At 59.0% G+C, this 22454-nt stretch carries 20 protein-coding genes; 10 read left to right on the top strand and 10 right to left on the bottom strand.

The window, feature by feature from the left end:
* Positions 1-19: 19 nt before the first annotated feature.
* Complete coding sequence (aldA, locus tag IM304_RS11225; RefSeq protein WP_193356478.1) at positions 20-1459, bottom strand: aldehyde dehydrogenase; 1440 nt, start codon at positions 1457-1459, stop codon at positions 20-22.
* Between the two features lie 199 nt (positions 1460-1658).
* Positions 1659-2453, bottom strand: coding sequence for a YdcF family protein (locus IM304_RS11220; RefSeq protein ID WP_193356479.1), 795 nt, complete (start codon positions 2451-2453; stop codon positions 1659-1661).
* A gap of 387 nt (positions 2454-2840) precedes the next feature.
* On the opposite strand from IM304_RS11220, the gene IM304_RS11215 reads away from it, so the two are divergent.
* From IM304_RS11215 to IM304_RS11200, 4 genes are all read left to right on the top strand, one after another.
* Positions 2841-4163 carry an MFS transporter gene (locus tag IM304_RS11215; protein WP_370627208.1) on the top strand — a complete coding sequence of 441 codons (1323 nt, stop codon included), beginning with the start codon at positions 2841-2843 and terminating at the stop codon, positions 4161-4163.
* A 156-nt stretch (positions 4164-4319) separates the two neighbouring features.
* Entirely contained in the window at positions 4320-5975 is a 1656-nt protein-coding gene (locus tag IM304_RS11210; protein ID WP_193356480.1) for an MFS transporter, read from the top strand.
* A gap of 19 nt (positions 5976-5994) precedes the next feature.
* Positions 5995-7077, top strand: coding sequence for an HlyD family secretion protein (locus IM304_RS11205; RefSeq protein WP_148419469.1), 1083 nt, complete (start codon positions 5995-5997; stop codon positions 7075-7077).
* Positions 7074-8453 (top strand): efflux transporter outer membrane subunit, encoded by a 1380-nt coding sequence (locus tag IM304_RS11200; protein WP_193356481.1) that lies wholly within the window; start codon positions 7074-7076, stop codon positions 8451-8453. Before IM304_RS11205 ends, IM304_RS11200 begins: the two co-directional genes overlap by 4 nt.
* Before the next feature lie 374 nt (positions 8454-8827).
* On the opposite strand, the gene hrpA is transcribed toward IM304_RS11200, so the two are convergent.
* Positions 8828-12730 (bottom strand): ATP-dependent RNA helicase HrpA, encoded by a 3903-nt coding sequence (hrpA, locus tag IM304_RS11195; RefSeq protein WP_193356482.1) that lies wholly within the window; start codon positions 12728-12730, stop codon positions 8828-8830.
* A gap of 204 nt (positions 12731-12934) precedes the next feature.
* Between hrpA and azoR the strand changes: the two genes are divergently transcribed.
* The gene (gene azoR, locus IM304_RS11190; protein ID WP_148419465.1) at positions 12935-13540 is read left to right on the top strand and encodes an FMN-dependent NADH-azoreductase; all 606 of its coding nucleotides are present in this window, start codon (positions 12935-12937) and stop codon (positions 13538-13540) included.
* A gap of 89 nt (positions 13541-13629) precedes the next feature.
* Entirely contained in the window at positions 13630-14316 is a 687-nt protein-coding gene (locus tag IM304_RS11185; RefSeq protein ID WP_193356483.1) for an RluA family pseudouridine synthase, read from the top strand.
* Between the two features lie 7 nt (positions 14317-14323).
* Here IM304_RS11185 and IM304_RS11180 read toward each other — a convergent pair whose 3' ends face one another.
* The gene (locus IM304_RS11180; RefSeq protein ID WP_148419463.1) at positions 14324-14863 is read right to left on the bottom strand and encodes a DUF2058 domain-containing protein; all 540 of its coding nucleotides are present in this window, start codon (positions 14861-14863) and stop codon (positions 14324-14326) included.
* A gap of 168 nt (positions 14864-15031) precedes the next feature.
* On the opposite strand from IM304_RS11180, the gene IM304_RS11175 reads away from it, so the two are divergent.
* Together IM304_RS11175 and IM304_RS11170 are read left to right on the top strand one after the other, a co-directional pair.
* Entirely contained in the window at positions 15032-16006 is a 975-nt protein-coding gene (locus IM304_RS11175) for a DUF1852 domain-containing protein (protein WP_193356504.1), read from the top strand.
* Between the two features lie 25 nt (positions 16007-16031).
* The gene (locus IM304_RS11170; protein WP_193356484.1) at positions 16032-17060 is read left to right on the top strand and encodes a methionine synthase; all 1029 of its coding nucleotides are present in this window, start codon (positions 16032-16034) and stop codon (positions 17058-17060) included.
* Here the strand turns inward: IM304_RS11170 and IM304_RS11165 are convergent.
* A complete protein-coding gene (locus IM304_RS11165) occupies positions 17057-17989 on the bottom strand; it encodes a LysR family transcriptional regulator (protein ID WP_193356485.1) in 933 nt (310 codons plus the stop codon). The two genes, IM304_RS11170 and IM304_RS11165, sit on opposite strands and share 4 nt — an antisense overlap.
* A gap of 98 nt (positions 17990-18087) precedes the next feature.
* Between IM304_RS11165 and IM304_RS11160 the strand changes: the two genes are divergently transcribed.
* Entirely contained in the window at positions 18088-18522 is a 435-nt protein-coding gene (locus tag IM304_RS11160) for a DMT family transporter (RefSeq protein ID WP_148419459.1), read from the top strand.
* Between the two features lie 4 nt (positions 18523-18526).
* Positions 18527-18985 (top strand): DMT family transporter, encoded by a 459-nt coding sequence (locus IM304_RS11155; RefSeq protein ID WP_148419458.1) that lies wholly within the window; start codon positions 18527-18529, stop codon positions 18983-18985.
* Between the two features lie 2 nt (positions 18986-18987).
* On the opposite strand, the gene IM304_RS11150 is transcribed toward IM304_RS11155, so the two are convergent.
* Genes IM304_RS11150 through IM304_RS11130 form a run of 5 tightly spaced genes read right to left on the bottom strand, consistent with a single transcriptional unit; the run spans position 18988 to position 22454 of the window.
* Positions 18988-19515 (bottom strand): DUF3833 domain-containing protein, encoded by a 528-nt coding sequence (locus tag IM304_RS11150; RefSeq protein WP_193356486.1) that lies wholly within the window; start codon positions 19513-19515, stop codon positions 18988-18990.
* Complete coding sequence (locus IM304_RS11145; RefSeq protein WP_193356487.1) at positions 19512-20036, bottom strand: hypothetical protein; 525 nt, start codon at positions 20034-20036, stop codon at positions 19512-19514. Before IM304_RS11145 ends, IM304_RS11150 begins: the two co-directional genes overlap by 4 nt.
* On the bottom strand, positions 20033-20518 hold the full coding sequence (locus tag IM304_RS11140; protein ID WP_148419455.1) for a DUF2878 domain-containing protein: 486 nt from the start codon (positions 20516-20518) through the stop codon (positions 20033-20035). The genes IM304_RS11145 and IM304_RS11140 overlap by 4 nt, the downstream gene beginning before the upstream one ends.
* On the bottom strand, positions 20515-21735 hold the full coding sequence (locus tag IM304_RS11135; RefSeq protein WP_193356488.1) for a cyclopropane-fatty-acyl-phospholipid synthase family protein: 1221 nt from the start codon (positions 21733-21735) through the stop codon (positions 20515-20517). Before IM304_RS11135 ends, IM304_RS11140 begins: the two co-directional genes overlap by 4 nt.
* Complete coding sequence (locus tag IM304_RS11130) at positions 21732-22454, bottom strand: DUF1365 domain-containing protein (RefSeq protein WP_193356489.1); 723 nt, start codon at positions 22452-22454, stop codon at positions 21732-21734. Before IM304_RS11130 ends, IM304_RS11135 begins: the two co-directional genes overlap by 4 nt.

The raw sequence follows: 22454 nt of genomic DNA, 5'->3' as shown, positions 1-22454 counted from the left end.
TGCGCTGGCCCGGCTTTTTTTACGCCTGCAGGTAGACGACCTGTGTTTGCAGGTATTCATTCAGACCGTGCTTGCCGTCCGCCCCACCGATGCCGGACTTGCGCCAGCCCGCGTGGAAGCCCTGCATCGCTTCAAAGTTCTCGCGGTTGATGTAGGTCTCGCCAAACTTCAGCCCCCTGATGGCCTTCATCGCCACGTTCAGATCCCGGGTATATATGGAAGACGTTAACCCGTAGTCGCTGTCATTAGCCATGTTCAGCGCCTCCTCCAGCGTTTCAAATACCGCCACGGGCAGCACCGGACCGAAGGTTTCCTCGTGCATAATTGTCATCTCCTGGCGCACGTCGAGCAACAGGGTTGGAGGATAAAAATATCCTTTTCCCTGCACAGCCTCACCGCCGAGAACGACTCTTGCCCCCTCCTGCACCGCGCGCGCCACCTTCTGCTCGACCCGCTCCAGCGCGGCGGCGTTAATCAGCGGCCCCATCGCAATATCGGCACGTTCAGCCGGATCGCCAAACTGCACGGCCTTCATCGCCTCCCCCAGGCGGTTGACAAAGCGGTCGTAAATTCCCTTCTGCACGTAAACGCGCTCTGCACAGTTACACACCTGCCCGGAGTTTATGACGCGCGAGTCTACGATGGCCTTAACGGCCAGCTCCAGGTCTGCATCATCCATCACGATGGCCGGCGCTTTACCGCCGAGCTCAAGCCCCACTTTGGTGATGTTTTTCGCAGCCGCCGCCATGATTTTCTCACCCGCACCGACGCTTCCGGTCATGCTGACCAACGCCACTTTAGGATTGCCCGCCAGCTCCTGGCCGACGGTTTCGCCGCGGCCCAGCACAAGGTTGAACACGCCTTTCGGCAGGCCGATCTCGTCGACGATTTTGGCGAACGCAATGGCGTTATTCGGGGTAAATTCGCTCGGCTTAATCACGATGGTGTTGCCGGTCAGCAGCGCGGGCGCAAGCTTGCGGGCAATCAGGAAGAACGGGAAGTTCCACGGCAGGATACCGGTGGTGACGCCCAGCGCGCGTTTAAAGACCAGAATGTTCTCGCCCGGGCGGTCGCTCTGGATGATTTCGCCTTCATAGCGACGCGCCCACTCGGCCATATAATCGATATAGTCAGCGGTAAAGTTAACTTCCACCGCCGCCAGCTGCTGGATTTTCCCGCCTTCTGCCACAATCAGCGCCGCGATTTCATCCGCCCGTTCGCGGATCCCGGCGGAGATTTTACGCAGCCAGCCTGCCCGCTCAATGGCCGGCAGCGCCTCCCAGCCGGCCTGTGCGCGCTCAGCCGCGTCAATCGCTTTACGGGCATCTTCCGCGCCGCCGTCGGGAATGCGGGATATGACCTCCTCGGTGGCGGGATTGATCACGTCAATCCAGGCGTCACCCTGCCAGGCAACAAACTGTCCATCGATATACATAGGATGTTGTACGGGTACTGTCATGACCTGCTCCTGTAATTACGCTGTTTTTAACAAGTAAATGCATTGTTAAAAACTATAATTACCGGCGCAGTTGCCTACCCTGGCTGGCTGTTTTTGTGAGATATCTCATAAAAGAATCGGGTCAGCCGGTTATTAAAAGTCACAAACCAGCAACATAAGATGCCCGTTTGCGTAAAAGATGGCGCAAACGGGCAGAACATTACAGCAGCGAGCGGCTGACCAGCGCGTCGGTGAGGATCGCGTCATTGCGCAAAATTTCCCACGCGTCCTCCACCTCTGCCGGGATGTCGACATGGTTGATAAAGTCGCGCCCCGCCGGGCCGTAGCCGTTAACGTCGTCCCGCAGGCGCGGAAGCTCTCCCAGCACCAGCGACAGATAGCGCTCGACCGGCCACAGCCCTTCGCCCGAGCCAACAAACGCCAGACCGTCGTCGCTGTTTTGCAGGACGGGCGTGAGGCCAGGGTGGCTTAACCACGCGGGCGAAACCGGTTCATCACGGAAAACGCGGGCAAAGGTGGCCATCGTGCGCCGCTGCATGGTCGGGTCCTGTACCACCAGTATCCGCGCGTCGTTAAGGCCTCGATGCCTGATAAGCTCCCGGCTAAAGCGGGCATTCTCGCCGCAGTTGGTAGACTGATCTTCAATAACAATGTTTTCAGCCGGAATGTTCCAGAACTCACGCGCGATATCGGCCAGGATGGCTGCTTCCGGGCGGCCGGTGGTGGGCAGCCGGTTATAGCGAGGATGTTTCGCAATCGCGGCGTACAGGAAAGTGGTTGAGTGCCCGATGCCGCCGCTGACGATCAGGGGAGCACGCTGTTCAGCCGCGATTTTACAGGCAGCATCAATCGCGGGTATCACCGCGTTACCCGCCAGAATCACCAGATCAGCGGGCTGGCTGGCCTGATAGTCATCCTGCGCCAGCCACTTCCCGACGGTATTGACGGCGTTGAGCGTCGAGCCGGGCAGACAGGGAAAAAGTGCCAGTGTCATCGTTACCTCCTTACAGCATGAATAACCAGAGTATCTTATGCATCCTGGCTGAAAAGGAGATCACTCTGAAAGCCGAAACGCCCTACAGCCTGCATTTTTGTCATTATTTTGAAATAACCAGAAACATCCAAAAACATTCAGGTTGCACCTATACTTTATGCTTTTAATTATCGACCACACCAACGATCGTGCCACGTTATTGCACTGCAGAAGCACCCACCGCTGCTTATTTCACCGTGATCTGACCAGTATCAACCCGCGCCCGCTTGCCAAAAGTAACATCCAACCCTAAGTTGCTTAACAATTTGACAACCTTTTACCCTTACAGGTTGCACCTGAAGCGCGCCGGGTGACACCTCCCTTATCATCTATGTGGCGGAGCGTTGAATGATGACACACCATGAGAGTACAGCTGCGGTTTTACGTAAAAATAAAAAGGTTTTAATCGCCAGTCTTACGGGAAGTTCTATTGAATGGTTTGACTATTTCCTCTACGGCACGGCTGCTGCGCTGGTATTTAACAAGATTTTCTTTCCGATGGTCGACCCGGTTATAGGACTGATCCTGTCGTATCTCTCATTCTCGTTGACCTTCTTTATCCGCCCTGTCGGGGGTGTCCTTTTCGCCCACATCGGGGATCGTATCGGGCGTAAAAAAACGCTGGTGCTCACCCTTTCACTGATGGGAGGTGCAACCGTTACGATCGGTCTGCTGCCTACCTACGACACGATCGGCATGTGGGCGCCCGCCCTGCTCATCCTGATGCGCATTATCCAGGGAATGGGTATTGGTGGTGAATGGGGCGGCGCGCTGCTGCTGGCGTACGAATATGCGCCGGAGAAACGCAAAGGCTTCTTCGGCAGTATTCCACAGGCGGGCGTAACCATTGGTATGCTGATGGCGACCTTTATCGTCTCGCTGATGACGCTGTTCAGCGAAGAAGATTTCCTCTCCTGGGGCTGGCGCATTCCCTTCCTGCTCAGCTCCGTGCTGGTATTGTTAGGGCTGTGGATCCGCAAAGATATCGACGAAACGCCAGATTTTCAGAAGGTGAAAAAATCCGGTCAGGTGGCAAAAACACCGCTGCGCGACACGGTAAAACACCACTGGCGGGAAGTGCTGATTGCCGCCGGTTTGAAGGTGGTGGAAACTGCCCCGTTTTATATTTTCTCCACCTTCGTCGTGAGCTATGCCACCACCACGCTCGCCTATCAGAAGTCGCAGGCACTGGAAGCCGTGACGCTCGGCGCGCTGGTAGCGACCATCATGATCCCCCTGATGGGCCTGCTCTCCGATAAAATCGGTCGCCAGCGCATGTACGCGGTCAGCGTTTTTGTGCTCGGCCTGTTTATCGTTCCATGGTTTATGCTGCTGAATACCGGCACCACCTGGGGCATCGTGCTCGCCACCGTTATCGCCTTCGGCGTGCTGTGGGCGCCGGTAACGGCAGTTCTCGGCACGCTCTGTTCGGAGATTTTCAGCGCTAACGTCCGCTACACCGGCATCACGCTGGGCTATCAGCTAGGTGCAGCCCTCGCGGGGGGAACCGCACCGCTGATTGCCACCGGCCTGCTTGCGAAATATGACGGCGACTGGGTGCCGGTGGCCTGGTATCTGGGCGTGACGGTCGCGATTTCGCTGATCGCCATTTTCTTTGCCAGCCGCCTGAAGAGCACCCCTTCCATTCAGGCGCAGCCTGAAAAGCAATAAAACGTTCGGCGGCTCCGTCTGCGGGCCGCTTTTTATTATCCCCGCCCGCAGAATTTGATAAATTCATCATAATCATATTCACTTGAATTATTATTTGCGTCAGCTTTAGAATCATTAGCCCGCTCACCATTCATTTTTTCAAAGGTAAACCCCGCTATGCGCCTGCCCGAACGCGACCCTTATGCTCCTCGCGAGTGGCAGCCACATGAGAAACCCGCCCTGCTGGGTTCGCCTTCCACGCCGGAACACAGCACGCCCAAACGGATTGCCTATGGCGTCGTAGGCCTGCTGGTATGCCTGACGGGAGCCCTGGGCAATGCGCTGGTCACCGCCAACCTGCAAAATTTGCAGGGTACGTTTGGCGCCTGGTCTACGGAGATAGCCTGGCTGCCGGCAGTCTACGTGATGACCAACATCTCTATTAACCTGCTGCTGGTGAAGTTCCGCCAGCAGTACGGTCTGCGCGCCTTTACGGAAGGTTTTCTGGTGCTGTACGTGCTGGTGACGTTCTTCCACCTGTTCGTGAACGACCTAAGCTCCGCGCTTATGGTCCGCGCCGCGCACGGGATGGTGGCCGCCGCGCTGAGCTCGCTCGGCATTTATTACCAAATCCAGGCCTGGCCCGCGAAGCACCGGCTCAAGGCGCTGACCATCGGCATCACCGGTTCTTCTCTCGCCATACCTCTGGCGCGCCTTTTTTCGACCGAGCTACTACAGCTCGACGAGTGGCGCGGGCTCTATTTCTTTGAACTGGGTCTGGCGCTGATCTCCCTGGCCTGCGTGATAGCCCTGAAGCTGCCTCCCGGCGACCGCCGTAAGGTATTTGAGAAAAAAGATTTTATTACCTTCTTCTTAATGGCCCCCGGAATGGCCCTGCTCTGCGCGGTGCTCTCTTTGGGACGTCTCGACTGGTGGTTTGAAGCGCCGTGGATCGGCTGGGCGCTGGCGCTCTCGCTGGTGCTGATCGTCTCCGCCATCACGTTTGAGCATAACCGCAGTAACCCGCTGCTGAACACCCGCTGGCTGTCCAGCGGCAGCATCGTGCGCCTGGGGCTGATTATGCTGCTGATCCGCATCGTGCTGGCGGAACAGAACACCGGCGTCATCGGCTGGCTGCAGTACGTGGGCCTGCAGAACGAGCAGATGACGCATCTGGCGTGGGCTATCTTCGCCGGGATCGTCTGCGGTATCGTCACCAGTTGCCTGACGATTAAGCCCACCAGGCTGGCCTGGCCGATTATAACGTCCCTGGCGCTGATGATTGTCGCCTCGCTGCTGGACAGCCAGTCCAACAACCTGACCCGCCCGGACCAGCTGATCCTCAGCCAGTTCCTGCTGGGCTTCGGCAGCGCCTTCTTCCTCGCCCCGGCCATGCTGGCCGCCATCGGCGGCGTGATTGCCGATCCGCGTAACCTGGTCAGCTTCTCGGTAATGTTCGGCATGAGCCAGAACCTCGGGGGCCTGTTGGGTTCCGCTATTCTCGGCACCTTCCAGACCTGGCGCGAAAAGTACCATTCCAGCCTGTTGGCCGACCAGCTCACCACCCTCAACCCGCTGGTGAACGAACGTATTCAGCTTTACACCCAGATGTACAAAAGCCTGATTGGTGACAGCGCTCTGCTGGGCACCCAGGCCATTACCCAGCTTCAGACGGTGACCGCCCTTGAGGCAAATATTCTGGCTTACAACGATACTTATCTACTGACGGCGAGCATTGCTACTGCCACGCTGGTCTGGATTTTATGGCGCTTGCTGCGCCTGCGCATCACCGCCCGTATGGCCCTTAAGCACGCCACTGGCAATAAGCAATGATTATTTTTCAGGAGAAGTTATGAGTCAGCAGGACGCCGCCAAAGAGCAGGCCAACACCCGCAAAAACGTGCGCGTGGTTTCCGTTTTCACCGCCGCCGCCATCGGTATAGTCGGGGTGCTGGCGATCCTGTACGCGTGGCAACTGCCGCCGTTCACCCGCCACGTGCAGTTTACCGATAACGCCTACGTGCGCGGCCAGACGACGTTTATCAGCCCGCAGGTGAATGGCTATATCACCGAGGTACGCGTGCAGGATTTCGCGCAGGTTAAAAAAGGCGAGCTGCTGCTGCAAATTGATGACCGCATCTATCGCCAGCGCGTGCATCAGGCCGAAGCGCAGCTGGCAATGAAGGTTGCGGCGCTGAATAATAACCTGCAACAGCGAAAAAGCGCGGAAGCAGCGATCGTCAGTAACGAGGCGGCGCTGAAAAACGCCCGCGCGCAGAGCCTGAAAAACCAGGCGGATTTAAAACGCGTTAAGGAACTGACCGCGGACGGCTCCCTCTCCATTCGCGAGCGCGATGCGGCACTGGCGAGTGCCGCGCAGGGCAGCGCCAACATCGACCAGGCGAAAGCAACGCTTGAGATGTCGCGTCAGGATTTGCAGACGGTAATCGTGAACCGCGCTGCGCTGGAAGCGGATGTTGAAAACGCCAAAGCCGCGCTGGAGCTGGCGCAGATTGACCTGCAAAATACCCGCATCGTCGCGCCGCGGGACGGCCAGCTTGGGCAGATTGCGGTGCGTCTGGGGGCGTACGTGACCGCCGGAACCCATCTCACCACCCTGGTTCCCCCGCAGCACTGGGTTATTGCCAATATTAAGGAGACGCAGCTTGCGGAGCTGCGCGTCGGACAGCCGGTTAAATTCACCGTCGATGCGTTAAACAACAGGGCGTATCAGGGCCGCGTGGAGAGCATTTCCCCGGCGACGGGCGTCGAGTTTAGCGCCATCACCCCGGATAACGCTACCGGGAATTTCGTCAAAATCGCCCAGCGTATTCCGGTGCGCATTGAGGTGCTCGGCGAACCGGAGGATTACCGGCTGCTGCGTCCGGGCATGTCGGTGCAGGTGACCATTGACACGCGGGAGGCGAAACCATGACGCTTCGCCCGATAGCTGGCCTGCTGATGATGGTGATGCTGGCGGGTTGCCAGTCGGTAGACGTTGAGCCAGCCACATCGTCACTGCACATTCCTGAGCAGTGGCGCGCCGCGTCGGGGCCGAGCAGCCCGGCGGAGCAGCTCTGGTGGCGGAATTTCCACGACAACAATCTGAACCGCTACGTGGAGCGGGCGCTCAGGAACAACAGCGACGTGCTCATTGCCCGCGAGCGGATTAACGAATACCAGGCGCGGGTGTACGCCGCCGACGGCAGCCTGTTTCCCTCCCTGGATGCGGGCCTCTCGGGCACGCGCGCCCGGTCGCAGTCCGCCGCGACGGGGCTTCCGGTATACGGCGCGTTGTACAAAGGCAGCCTGACCGCCAGCTACGACGTTGATATCTGGGGCGTAAACCGCAGCACCGCCAGCGCCGCCGAAGCGTCGCTGGAGGCGCAAAAGGCGGCCGCCGCGGCTGCGGATCTAACCGTTGCGTCATCGGTGGCCTCCGGGTATGTCACCCTGCTGTCGCTGGATGAACAGCTGCGCGTTACCCGCTCCACCCTGAAGTCCCGGGAGGAAGCCTTTAACCTTGCCAGGCGGCAGTTCGAAACGGGCTACAGCTCGCGCCTGGAGCTGATGCAGTCCGACTCCGAGCTGCGCGCCACCCGGGCGCAGGTTCCGCTTCTCCAGCACCAGATTGCGCAGCAGGAAAACGCGCTTAGCCTGCTGCTGGGCAGCAACCCGGGCGAGGTGGCGCGTAGCGAGAGCTTCAGTACGCTCACCCCGCTCAGGCTGCCTTCACAGCTGCCGTCGTCGCTGCTTAACCGACGTCCTGACATCGTTCAGGCCGAGCGCCAGCTGGTTGCGGCCGATGCGACGCTTGCCGCGTCACGCGCCAGCCTGCTGCCGTCGATCAACCTGACGGCAACCGGATCGGTTCAGGATCGCACCCTCTCAGGGCTGCTGGACAATCCGCTCCAGCTCTGGAGCGTGGGCGGCAGCGTTCTCGCCCCGCTGCTGAACCGCCAGGCGCTGAACGCGCAGGTGGATATTTCCCAGTCGCAGCGTAACCAGGCGCTGTACGGCTACGAGAAAATCGTTCGCAACGCCTTCGCGGAGGTGAACAACAGCCTTGACGCTATTACGCGCTATCAGGAACAGCTGGCCGAACTGCTGGCCCAGCAGGAGGTGGCGCAGGAGACGCTGCGGATTGCGCAAAACCGCTATCGCAACGGGTACTCGTCCTATCTGGACGTGCTGGACGCGCAGCGCACGCTGTTCTCGGTGCAAACAAACGTGGTGCAGGTGAAAAATAACCTGCTGCTGGCGCAGATTGATTTGTATAAAGCGCTGGGCGGCGGGTGGAAGAATGCATGAATGGGGTTTGCGCAACGCCGATCCCCTCACCCTAACCCTCTCCCCGGAGGGGCGAGGGGATTGTTCAGTGCTCGCATTAATTTGTGGTGCTCCCTCTCCCCTTAGGGGAGAGGGCTGGGGTGAGGGGGAACATATAGCTCCGGTGGTCATTCCGTTCACTTTATGTTCCTTGCTACTCTGTAACGACTCCACCGGTGAACGTGCCAGGGCGGCTTAGTCGCCACCGCCCTGGCCTGCATGAAACGCCTCAGCGATTTACAGCCGGACCAGGTCATCGCTGTAAGTCATTAATTACCCTGAAACAAAATTCATCGCTTAGGGTGAAAAAATGACCGGGGATTCCTCAACCCACAGGGAGAAGGTGAAACTCGGTTTTAAGCGGTGATCTGCTCCATTGCCTGCAAAATACGCTTATCCGAAATCGGATACGGCGTACCGAGCTGTTGAGCAAAGAAGCTCACGCGCAGCTCCTCGATCATCCAGCGGATCTCCTGCACGTCTTCGTCATCGCGGCGCGCCGGAGGCAGTTTGTTGAGCCACTGCTGCCACGCCTGCTGCACGCTTTCCACCTTCAGCATCTGCGCGCGGTCGCGGTGCGGATCCACCGCCATTTTCTCCAGACGTTTTTCAATCGCCTGTAAATAACGCAGCGTATCGCCCAGACGCTTAAAGCCGTTGCCGGTGACAAAGCCGCGATAGACCAGCCCCGCCATCTGCGCCTTCACGTCCGACAGCCCCAGCGCCATGGTCATATCCACGCGCCCCTTAAGGCGCTTGTTGATATTGAACACGGCGGTGAGGATCTGCTCAACCTGTTTGGCTATCTCCACCACGGTATCGTTCAGCTCCGCGCGCACCTTGTCATGCAGCCGAGCAAAACCCTCCTCCGTCCAGACCGGGCCGCCCGCCTCGTGGATAAGCTTATCCACGCCGCAGGAAATACAGTCGTCGATCAGATCCAGCACCTTGCCGTACGGGTTAAAGTACAGCCCCAGCTTGGCTTTGTTCGGCAGCTTCTCGTGCAGATACTTAATCGGTGACGGGATGTTGAGCAGCAGCAGGCGACGCAGTCCGCGCCACATCATCTGCTGCTGTTCCTGCGGATTGTCAAAAAGCTTAATCGCCACGCTGTCGCGCTCGTCCACCAGCGCAGGCCAGGCCTTCACCCTGTAGTTGCCGCGCTTCTGCTCATAGCTTTCCGGCAATTGGCCGAAGCTCCAGATATGCAGCCCGCTCTGCTCGATGCCGTCGTCCGCCACGGCGGATAGCGTTTCCTGAACCTTGCCTTTTAACGCCTCCTTCAGCTCCGTCAGAGAACGGCCTTCCAGCAGCTTTTTGTTTTTATCGTCCACCACGCGGAAACTGATTTTCAGGTGATCGGGCACCTGATCCCAGTTCCAGTCGTCGCGGTCAATGGTGGTGCCGGTCATGCGTCGAAACTCGCGCTCGAGCGCGTCCAGCAGCGGCAGCTCCAGCGGCGTGACGCGGCCTAAAAACGCTTCAGCGTAGTTCGGCGCGGGCACAAAGTTGCGCCGCACCGGCTTGGGCAGGGATTTAATCAGGGCAATCACCAGCTCGCGGCGCAGGCCGGGGATCTGCCACTCAAACCCGCTCTCTTCCACCTGGTTCAGCAGCGGCAGCGGAATATGCACCGTGACGCCGTCCGCGTCCGCGCCCGGCTCAAACTGATAGGTCAGGCGCAGCTTGAGGTTGCCCTGATGCCAGAAGTTCGGGTAGTCGAGCTTGCTGACCGACTCCGCGCCCTCTTTGATCAGCATGCTCTTTTCAAAGTTGAGCAGGTCCGGCGTCTCTTTGCTGGCCTTTTTCCACCAGCTGTCGAAATGGCGCGCGGAAACCACGTCGTGGCTGATGCGCTGGTCGTAAAACTCAAACAGCGTTTCGTCGTCCACCAGAATGTCGCGGCGGCGGGACTTGTGCTCCAGCTCTTCCACCTCGGCGCGCAGCTTCAGGTTTTCACGGAAGAACGCGTGACGCGTCTGCCAGTCCCCCTCCACCAGCGCGTGGCGGATAAACAGCTCGCGGCTCAGCGCCGGGTCAATCTGGCTGTAGTTCACCTTACGCGCGGCGACGACAGGCAGACCATAGACGGTCACTTTTTCCGTCGCCATGACCGCGCCCTGCCCGCGCTCCCAGTGCGGTTCACTGTACGAACGCTTCAGCAGGTGCTGCGCCACCGGCTCAACCCACTCCGGATCGATACGCGCGGCAATGCGTCCCCACAGGCGGCTGGTTTCCACCAGCTCCGCGACCATGGTCCATTTCGGCGGCTTCTTGAACAGGCCGGAACCGGGGAAGATGGAGAAGCGCGCGTTGCGTGCGCCGGTATATTCCTGCTTATCCGCGTCCTTCATCCCGATATGGGACAGCAGGCCGGTCAGCAGCGCGATATGAATTTCGCGGTATTCTGCCGGCTCACTGTTAACCGGAATCCCCAGCTCCTTCACCACCTGGCGCAGCTGGGTGTAGATATCCTGCCACTCGCGCACGCGCAGGTAGTTAAGGAAATCCACCCGGCACTGGCGGCGGAACTGGTTAGACGAGAGCGCCTTCTGCTGCTCGCCGATGTAGTTCCACAGGTTGACGAAGGCGAGGAAATCAGACTCTTTATCGTGGAAGCGCCGGTGCTTTTCATCTGACGCCTGCTGCTTGTCCATAGGACGCTCGCGCGGATCCTGAATGGAGAGCGCAGACGTAACGATCATCGCCTCGCGCACGCAGCCGTGCTTCTGCGCTTCCAGCACCATGCGCGCCAGGCGCGGATCCACCGGCAGCTGGCTGAGCTGGCGGCCAAGCGGCGTCAGCTTATACACGCTCGCCTGTTCATTGGTGGTAATTGCGCCCAGCTCTTCCAGCAGGCGCACCCCGTCCTGAATGTTGCGCTTGTCCGGCGCTTCCACAAACGGGAAGGCGGCGATGTCGCCGAGGCCCAGGGCGGTCATCTGCAGGATGACGGACGCCAGGTTGGTGCGCAGGATCTCAGGATCGGTAAATTTCGGGCGCGACAGGAAATCGTCTTCCGAGTAGAGACGAATGCAGATCCCCTCGGACACGCGGCCGCAGCGGCCCTTACGCTGGTTAGCCGACGCCTGGGAAACCGGCTCGATAGGCAGGCGCTGAACCTTGGTACGGTAACTGTAGCGGCTGATGCGCGCCGTGCCCGGATCGATAACATATTTTATGCCCGGTACGGTCAGCGAGGTTTCCGCCACGTTGGTCGCCAGCACGATGCGGCGTCCGCCGTGGGGCTGGAACACGCGGTTCTGCTCGCTGTTCGACAGGCGCGCGTAGAGCGGCAGGATCTCCGTGTGGCGCAGGTCGCGCTTGCTGAGCGCGTCGGCGGTATCGCGTATCTCGCGCTCGCCGCTCATGAAGATCAGAATATCGCCCGCGCTTTCGTTGCCCAGCTCGTCTACGGCGTCAAAAATAGCCTGCAGCTGGTCGCGTTCGGTATCGTCCGCCGCCTCCACAATCGGCCGATAGCGCACTTCCACCGGATAGGTACGGCCCGACACTTCAATAATCGGCGCATTGTTGAAGTGTTTTGAGAAACGCTCCGGGTCAATGGTCGCGGAGGTGATGATGATTTTCAGATCCGGACGACGCGGCAGCAGCTCCTTCAGGTAGCCGAGCAGGAAGTCAATGTTCAGGCTGCGCTCGTGCGCCTCATCGATGATGATGGTGTCATACTGCATCAGCAGGCGATCCTGCTGGATTTCCGCCAGCAGGATACCGTCGGTCATCAGCTTGACCATGGTGTTATCGCTCACGTGGTCGCTGAAGCGCACCTTATAACCGATGCAGCCGCCCGGCTCCGTTTGCAGCTCTTCAGCAATACGGTTGGCCACGGTACGCGCCGCCAGACGACGCGGCTGGGTGTGGCCAATCAGCCCCTTCACCCCGCGGCCCAGCTCCATGCAGATTTTCGGCAGCTGGGTCGTTTTCCCCGACCCGGTTTCGCCCGCGACGATCACCACCTGGTGGTCGCGCACGGCGTTGAGGATGTCCTGCTTTTTCTGGCTGACGGGCAGATTTTCCGGATAGGTAATCTCCGGGCGCGCGGCTTCACGCAGCACAACTTTCCCTGCCGCCTGTTCAATCTCTTTCGCCATCTCCTGGTAAATGGCCTGTTGTGCATCAGGATTTTTAACCTTCTTAACGCCGTGCAGGCGGCGCGCAAACCGCTGTTTATCGCGCAGCATCAGCGATTCAAGCTGCTGCATCAGCATCGGGAAGGTTAACTTTTGTTGTTCTGTCATAGCGTTAATGTGCAGTGCTCTGCCGGGTAAAATTTCTTTTTAATGATTGCTATAGCGTACCACATCAGCGCTTTTCGCGCCTTATTCAAAAAATTCGAACATAGGCTTCGATATATTGCGCTATCCCTGTGGCAGGATTGTGAATAAAGTGTCAACAAGCAACGGGGCAACCCCCTTCAGTCAAATACAAAACAGGAATCACCCATGAGCAAAGTATTAGTGTTGAAATCCAGTATTCTGGCAGGGTACTCACAGTCTGGTCAGCTGTCCGACTATTTCGTTGAACAATGGCGTGAACAGCATACCGGTGACGAAATCACCGTCCGCGACCTGGCGGCAAACCCGATTCCCGTGCTGGATGGCGAACTGGTTGGTGCGCTGCGTCCGAGCGATGCGCCGCTCTCCCCGCGTCAGCAGGAAGCCCTGGCCCTGTCTGACGAGCTGATTGCCGAGCTGAAGGCGCACGACGTTATCGTGTTCAACGCTCCAATGTACAACTTCAACATTCCTACCCAGCTGAAGAACTACTTCGACCTGGTGGCGCGCGCTGGCGTAACCTTCCGTTACACCGAGAACGGCCCGGAAGGCCTGGTGAAAGGTAAACGTGCCATCGTGCTGACCAGCCGCGGCGGTATTCATAAAGATACCCCAACTGACCTGGTCACGCCGTATATGACGCTTTTCCTGGGCTTCATCGGCATTACCGACGTGAACTTCGTGTTCGCGGAAGGTATCGCTTACGGCCCGGAAGTGGCAACCAAAGCGCAGACCGACGCGAAAGCCGCTATCGACAGCCTGGTCGCAGCGTAAGATCCTCCCCTCTCACCGCCCGGTGGGAGGGTTTTTCTTTCCCTGAAAGTTCGTTATCATCCGCTCCCCCTTTCCAGCCGGACAGCCTGATGTCTGTCATTATCGATACTTTTATTGCTCCGCCGTGTCACGACGAGGTTGAGATCCTCTGGCAGGACGACCATCTTTTGCTGATTAACAAACCTTCCGGGCTGCTTAGCCTGTCGGGTAAAAATCCGCAGAACCGCGACTCCGTGCACTATCGTCTGGTCCAGGACTTCCCCGGCTGCACGCTGGTGCACCGTCTCGATTTCGGCACGTCTGGCCTGATGGTGATTGCCCTGAATAAAGCCGTTAACGCCGCCCTGTGCCACCAGTTCAGCCAGCGCGCCGTCACCAAGGTTTACAGCGCCCTGCTTTGCGGGCACGTGGAGCAGGATGGCGGGATCGTCGATGCACCCATCGCCAAAGATCCGGCGCTGTTTCCGCTGATGTCGATCTGTGCCGTCAACGGCAAACCCGCCCGCTCGCGCTATCGGGTGATGGAACGTCTGTATCAGAATAGGGAGGTGCCGGTAACGCGGGTCGAACTGTCGCCTGAAACCGGGCGAACCCACCAGCTGCGCCTTCACTGCCAGCAGCTGGGCCATCCGATTTTAGGCTGCGATCTGTATGGGGGACTGACGCTGCCGGGCACCGGGGCGACGCCACGGCTGATGCTGCACGCCAGCGAGCTGAATTTTATTCATCCGGCGAGCGGCGAGACGATCCACGCCCGTCACGCCGCACCGTTCTGAGCGGGGTTTACCACATTAAATCGTCAGGGACTTTGAAATCCGCATACGGATCGTCTTCGTCCTGCTCTTCCTGACTCAGCGCGCTGTTTAACACGATGCTGTCGGCATCGCGCTGGGCAATTTTATCCGCCACCACGGCCGGAATAATCGCGTATTCGCAGTCGCCGTTGGCGTTAATCACCAGTCGGGCAATCGCCAGACGGCCGTTAATCAGCTGAGCCTGCGTCTGCTTATCAACGTCGATTTTTTTGATCAGGTTGCCGTCGGTAAAGTTAAAGGTGATGTTGCCTTTCGCCACGGTGATGCGGTTCATCTCAATCAGCTGCTTCACCTGCGCTTTAAACTCTTTCGCCAGCACGGCCTGCTTCTGCTGCTCGCTCAGCTGCCTGTCGCGCTCGAGCTGCGCTTTCTTGTTCTCTTCTACGGCCTCTCTCGCCTCGCGAGCCTGGACGCGGGATTTTTTCGCCGTGCGCTGAACCTTCGCCATCTTTTTGCTGCTGACTAAGCCCGCTTTCAGCATCTGCTCCTGCAGGGTGAGTTTTGTCATGATCGTTTAAACCGGTTGAAAATGTCGGAGGATTATACCTGAATTGAGCCGTTCATGAAGAACCCTCATGTTGCGGTGAAATTAAGTCACTTCCCCTGCGCCAGCGGCTCAGGCATAAATTATGCATTGATAACGTTCCGGCAACATGAACTTAGGATGCATAACCAAATGAGCCAGGCTTTCACATTTACCCTTAAGCGCAGTTGCTTCGATGAAAATTATAATCCGTCTGAAAATACGCGTACCACCACCAACTTTGCCAACCTGGCCCGCGGCGAGAAGCGTCAGGAAAACCTGCGCAATACGCTGGTGATGATTAACAATCGCTTCAACGCGCTGGCGCGCTGGGATAACCCAAAAGCCGACCGCTACGCCGTCGAGCTGGAGATTATTTCTGTCGATATGAATATCGGCGGCGATTTTACCTTCCCGGCCATCGAAATTCTGCAAACGACGATCGTGGATAAAAAAACCAGCGAGCGCATCGAAGGCATCGTGGGAAATAACTTCTCCTCCTACGTCCGCGACTATGACTTCAGCGTCCTGCTGCTGGAGCATAATAAAGATCGACCCCGTTTTAGCCTCCCCGACAATTTTGGCGAGCTGCACGGCAATATCTTTAAAAGCTTTATTCACTCTGCGGCGTATCGGACGAACTTTAAAAAAGCGCCGGTAATCTGCCTGAGCGTTTCCAGCAAAGACACCTACCGTCGTACCGGCAACCATCACCCGGTGCTGGGCTTTGAGTACCAGCCGGACGGCGAGTCGCTGACGGAACAATATTTCGCCAGAATGGGCCTCAGCGTTCGCTACTTCATGCCTGAAAACAGCGTCGCGCCCTTTGCCTTCTTCTTCATCGGCGATTTGCTGCGCGATTACACCAACCTCGAGCTGATCGGCACCATCAGCACCATGGAGACGTTCCAGAAGATCTATCGCCCGGAAATTTATAATGCCAATTCCGCCGCGGGACAGTGTTACCAGCCTGATTTGAACCAGCAGGATCACTCGTTAACGAAAATCGTTTATGACCGCGAAGAGCGCAGCCGGCTGGCCATTGAGCAGGGAAAATATACCGAAGAGCGGTTTATCAAACCCTATAAAACCCTTCTTGAGCAGTGGTCTCATAACTTCACGCTTTAATATTACGGATAAAAGGTTACTTATTATGAAAACATTGCTCCCGACTTCAACGGCTGGCAGCCTGCCGAAACCCACCTGGCTCGCGCAGCCGGAAACGCTCTGGTCGCCGTGGAAACTGCAGGACGAGGAATTGCTGGCAGGCAAACAGGACGCGCTGCGCCTGTCCCTGGATGAACAGCTTCGCGCGGGAATTGATATCGTCAGCGACGGCGAGCAAACCCGCCAGCACTTCGTTACCACCTTTATTGAGCACCTGAGCGGCGTGGATTTTGAAAATCGCCAGACGGTGCGGATCCGCAACCGTTACGATGCGAGCGTGCCGACGGTGGTCGATGCGGTCGCGCGGCAGAAGCCGGTGTTCGTTGACGACGCGAAATACCTGCGCCAGCTCACGGACAGGCCGATCAAATGGGCGCTGCCCGGCCCGATGACCATGATCGACACGCTATACGACGCCCACTACAAAAGCCGCGAAAAGCTGGCCTGGGAGTTCGCTAAAATTCTCAATCAGGAAGCCCGCGAGCTGGAAGCGGCCGGCGTCGACATTATTCAGTTCGATGAGCCTGCCTTTAACGTCTTTTTCGACGAGGTGAACGACTGGGGTATCGCCGCGCTGGAACGCGCCGTGGAAGGGCTGAAATGCGAAACCGCGGTGCATATCTGCTACGGGTACGGCATCAAGGCCAATACCGACTGGAAAAAGACGCTCGGCTCCGAGTGGCGCCAGTATGAAGAGGCGTTTCCTAAGTTGCAGACCTCGAAAATCGACATCATCTCGCTGGAGTGCCACAACTCCCGCGTGCCGATGGATCTGCTGGAGCTGATCCGCGGTAAAAAAGTGATGGTGGGGGCAATCGATGTGGCAACGACTACCGTCGAAACGCCGGAAGAGGTCGCCGATACGCTGCGCAAGGCGCTGCAGTTTGTCGATGCGGACAAGCTTTATCCGTCAACCAACTGCGGCATGGCTCCCCTTTCCCGCCTGGTCGCTAACGGTAAGCTCAACGCGCTGAGCGCCGGGGCAGAGATCGTCCGCCGCGAGCTTGCCCGCTAGGCCTGCCAGTAGAGCGGCGTGCCGAACCGTTCAATATAGTGATCGATAACCGCCCTGACGTTCAGGGGCGGATGCCGCGCGTTCGGGTAAATCGCCGCAATCGTCAGTGGCTCCGTATTAATGGAACACTCCATCTCCGGCAGCAGCGCCACCAGCTCGCCGCTTTTCAGCCTTTCGCTCACCATCCAGTCCGGAAAAAGCACAATCCCCATGCCGCCCAGTGCGGCAATAAGCAGCGTTTCCGCATTATTCGAGGCCATCAGCGGTGCGATGGGATAGTGAACCCACGCCTCGCCCGGCCTGCGGATCAGCCAGCGGTTTGGCCCGGACGAGCCGCGGTAGACCAGGCAGCGGTGGCGGCTGAGATCGTCCGGCCCTTCAGGCGCGCCGTGCTTTCGCAGGTAGTCCGGCGAGGCCGCGAGGTGATAGAACTGCTGCCCGAATATCCGCGCGTGAAACGAGGAGTCCGTGAGCGCGCCGATGCGGAAGATAACGTCCGCGGCGTCGCGGTGAGGATCGATAAAATCGTCGGTAAGGGTCAGCTCAACGGTAAGTCGGGGATAACGCGCTGAAAGCGCGGGCAGCCCCGGCGCAATGTGCCTTTGCCCGAAAAAGACCGGTCCATTGATGCGCAGCGTGCCCGACGGCTCGCGCGCGCGTTCATCCAGCTCGCGTCGCGCGTCCTCCAGATTCCCCGCCATTGCCCGCGCATAGCGAACAAAAAGATGCCCGCTCTCGGTGGGGATAATCGCCCGCGTGTTGCGGTAGAAAAGCTGCTGCCCGAGGGCATCCTCAAGCTGGTGGATCACGCGTGAAACCTGCGACGCGGAGATCCCCTCCCGCCTCGCGACCACGGAAAAATTCTGCGCTTCATACACGTCGATAAAAATCAGCAGCGCGCGAATGCTGATATTTCCGGCATCAATCATTAATGCATATCCTGCACAGGTGTTTCCTGCATTATGGCATTTTTCTCAATGATTATCAGACGTACTCTTCTCCGCCTGAAAAAAGGAGAAGAGGCGTTATGCACGTTATTTTGATTTTACTGGTGATTGCCGGCGGTATGGGGCTATCCGTGGAGGCCGGGCTGCTGGGGCCGCTGGGTGCTGAAGTTGGCGATCTGTGGGCTACATTCAGCATATTCAGCGTGGGGGCCGGGCTGACGTTTTTGCTGATGCTGTTTTTCAGCCCGCGAAACAGCCCCTCGTTCTTTGCGCAGCCGTCCTGGCATCTGCTCGGCGGGGTGCTCGGCCCGGTTTACGTCGTCATTCTGACCATTGCCACGCCGGCAATCGGCATTGCCATGACGATGATAGGCATTCTGGCCGGTCAGGTATTTAAGAGCCTGATAATCGACCACTTTGGCCTGCTGGGCACGCCGCACCGCAGGATCGATACGAAACGCATTATCGCGCTGGCGTTTATTATCGCCGCGCTTATTCTCGTGGCGCAGGGGTAAGGTTATGACGGTAATTATGATTATTCTGGCCGTTATCGGCGGCGCCACGCTGAGCGTTCAGGCCGCCATCAACGGGCAATTAGGCAGCAGCGTGGGGGTTTTCAAAAGCGCGTTTCTGACGTTTTCCGTCGGGGCACTGGTGACCGCCCTGCTCATCTTCTTCTTTGAGCCGAAACAGGCGGTCGGCCTGATGGATGTGCCCAAATGGCAGCTTCTGGGCGCGCTGTGCGGCGTGCCCTATATCGTGATTATGGTCCTCGCCGTGCAGCGTATCGGCACCGCCGTCGCGACGGTGGCGGTGATTCTGGGCCAGCTGACCATGAGTATGCTGATCGATAACTTCGGCTGGCTCAACAATGCGGCCATTCCGTTTTCCATGAGCCGCCTGGGGGCCGTCGTCTGCCTGGGTATTGCGCTGTGCTTTATTTACTCCAGCAGCAAGCCGCGGCCCGAAGGCGATTAACCTTACTCCTTGCGGGTAAAGAACAGCGTCACCGTGGCGACGGTGACGCCAAATTTCTTCATCTCGGTTTTATTAAACAGATGCGTGCTGTCCTGCAGGTACATCCAGTCGTCAAAGTGCAGCAGCCAGGTTTTGCCGTCCGCCTTCACGTTCATGCTGTAGCGCCAGTTCAGGGCGTTGCCCGCCGTCTGGCCGGTAGCGACGCCCTCAATATCCCCCGCCGAGCCCTCGTAACGATCGCTGCCGACCCGGCGGATGTGCCATACGCGCTGCTGCTTCTCGCCGTCGTCGTAGACAAAATGCTCGTTCAGCGTCAGCGTATCGCCGATAACATCCCCGGCGATCTCGACGTGAAAACGGCGGATCTGCTTCCCGCTGCGGTCCTGAACCATCCCCCACGCCTCGGTTTTCCCCTGGAAGTAGGTAAAAATATCCAGCGTCGGCTGCTGCTGACGATACTCTTTCACCTCCGTGCTGCACCCGGCCACCAGCATCATCAGGGCAAGCGCCATTAACAGAATACGTTTCATTTTGGACCTCCGATTAACCGCTGACGCAGTTCAGGATATTCGGTGCGGGGATCGAGCCAGATCGCCAGAAAACGCGAGCTGAACGCTGCCGACTGTCGCGGCCCCAGCGGCGTAAAACCCGTCTGCGACGTCGGGCTGCGATACCAGAACTGTCCCTGGCCGCCGCTCACCACAAACGCGAGCTGCGCGCCGGCAGTAACGTCCGGCCAGAACGTGGACAGCATGCGCAGCCAGGCTTCACCCTGCGGCTCCCGCTGCAGGATGCCCTGCGCCAGCCACTGGTCGCGGGTCGCGTCGACCAGTTCGTCGCGATCGATATCCCGGGCATAGGTGATAATCAGCGCGTTATCGCTGTCTATACCCGCGTAGCGCCCGTCGGGCGTCAGCAGCCGGGAGGTATACACGGTAAACGGCCCCCAGGTGAGCGTGGCGTCGCCCACCTTGCGCCAGCTCAGCCAGTCAGCTGCCTGCGCGTTACAGGCCATAACGGTTAGCGCGAGCGCGAGTAACAGATGTCTCATTGTTGCCTCCCCATCAGCAGGTGGAAAAACAGCATCAGCACCAGCCAGCCCGGGATCGTCCAGCTGACGACGATAAAGGTTGGCTCCAGGAACGTAATGGCCCCCAGCCGCTCGCCGATCAGGTAGGCCACCGGCCCGCCCACGGTCGCCAGCGCCGTCAGCAGCCAGCCCGGCAGCGTGGTCGTGCGGGTCAGCTGCGTCCAGACGCAGGCAAACATCAGCCACAGCGCCACCATCCATAGCGGCATTATCGACGCGCCGGTAAAGGCAATCAGCCCGGTCAGCGCCCAGACGGCGTCCAGCAGCGCCCCCGCCGCCGCCAGCCCGAGGGCATAAATCCGGTGCGAAGGGGGTAGCATCAGCCAGGCAATCGCCGCCAGCGCGATCCAGATAACCTGCCCCTGCTCGCGAAACAGCACCACCAGGGTCCAGTAGAGATCAAACCCGATGGCCAGCAGAAAGACCTGCCCGTAGCGTTTCATACGCGTTCCGCGGTCAGCTGTACCACGCTGATGGTGCGGGCATTAAACCCGGCCTCACAGTAGCCAAAGTAGTACAGCCACATCCGGCGGAAACGGTCATCAAATCCGAGCTTCTCTATCTCGTGCCAGGCGTGAACGAAGCGCTGACGCCAGTGGGCCAGCGTGCGGGCGTAGTCCGGCCCCATGTCGAAGAGATTACGCACCACAAAATCGGTATGGCGGGTCATCAGGTCATTCATGGCGGTAATGCTGGGCAAAAAGCCGCCGGGGAAGATGTAGCGCTGGATAAAATCGACGCTTTTGCTGTAGTCGCGATAGCGCTGATCCTGAATGGTGATGGCCTGAATCGCCATACGCCCGCCCGGACGCAGGCGCGCCTGGCAGGTGCGGAAAAACGTCGGCAGGTAGCGTTGCCCGACGGCTTCAATCATCTCAATCGACACCAGCTTGTCGTAGACGCCGGTCAGATCGCGGTAGTCGCAGAGCAGCACCTCAACGCGATCCTGCAGGCCGGCCCGGGCGATCCGCGCCGTGGCCCAGCGGTACTGCTCCTGAGACAGCGTGGTGGTGGTGACCCGGCAGCCGTAATGGCGGGCGGCGTATTCCGCCATCGCCCCCCAGCCGGTACCAATCTCCAGCAGACGATCGTTCGGGCCGAGCGCCAGCTGCTCGCACAGCCTCGCCATTTTCGCCTGCTGGGCCGCGGTCAGATCCTGATCCTCAGCGGTAAATAGCGCGCTGGAGTACAGGAGCTGTTCATCGAGGAAATGGGCGTAAAAGCTATTGCCGAGATCGTAATGGGCGGCAATATTGTCGCGCGCCTGAGCGCGGGAGTTGCGCCGCGTCCAGTGGCGCAGCCGCTCTACCGGCTTTCCGAACAGGCGGAACCCTTTTTCAAGCTGCCCGAGGATCTGGCCGTTGAGCGCAATCAGCTCCAGCAGGGGCGTGAGGTGAGCCGTCTCCCAGTCGCCGTCCATCCACGCTTCCGCCGCGGCGAGGCTGCCGCCCGTTAAGATGCGCCAGTACAGGCCCGGAGAGAGCACCTGAACATCAGCGTGGAGCGCGGCGGAGTTGTCGCCGAAGCGGAAGGTCTGCTCGCCTTCACGGAGCGTCAGCGAGCCCCCGCGCAGGCCGCTCAGCAGGCGAAAAAGCAACCAGCGCGCGACGCGAGCGTTGCGCGGGATATCGGGTTCAAGCGCAAAGACGGGATCGGTCATGATCGTTCACTCCTGCTGAGGGGATGGTTATGCAGCGGCACGCGCTTAAGCCACAGCCTTAGCGCCTGCCAGTAAATAGCGAAAACGGTTTTGAGGGTCATCAGCGGGATGCGTACCAGCATCGCGCGCAGCGCCGGGCGCGTGAGCGGCTCGCGGCGAAGCGTCAGCGTGGCGTCAAACACCTTTGCCTCCTGATGATTTTCAATATGCATGCGCAGCGCGTGGTCCGGGCTGTTAAAGCGCCAGTGGTAGACCATCTCCATTGGGTTAAAGGGCGAGACGTGAAACGCTTTCGCCGTCGGCCGGGCGTCCTGCCCCTCCACCGCGTAGTAATGCCGTTCATTCCACGGCGTGTTACGCACTTCGGCGAGCACCCAGCGCAGGGTGCCTTCGCCGTCATAGCAGTAGTAGAAATTGACCGGGTTAAAATGCAGGCCGAAATAGCGCAGCTGCGTCAGGAGCATGACCCGCCCCGCCGGGCGCTCGCCGGTCAGGTTTTCCAGACGCTCGAGGACGCGCTCTTTCAGCGGCGTGCCCAGCGGGTAATCCGCATCACAGAACGCCGCCGGGGCAAAGCGGTTTCGCCGCACCCCGACTGAGGGCAGCAACTCCAGCTCATCGAGATCGAGCAAGGCCATAAACACGCTGTAGGTAAAATGGTGCGCTTTCGGCGTAAGGCGGCGGTGGCGCAGGGCGCCGTGGTAAAGGCAGCTGTTCAT

It is taken from the genome of Enterobacter cloacae complex sp. P40C2 (assembly GCF_014930695.1).
GTDB lineage: Bacteria > Pseudomonadota > Gammaproteobacteria > Enterobacterales > Enterobacteriaceae > Enterobacter > Enterobacter pasteurii.
The sequence above is the reverse complement of the archived record's forward strand: the minus strand, read 5'-3'. Positions and strand labels throughout refer to the sequence as shown.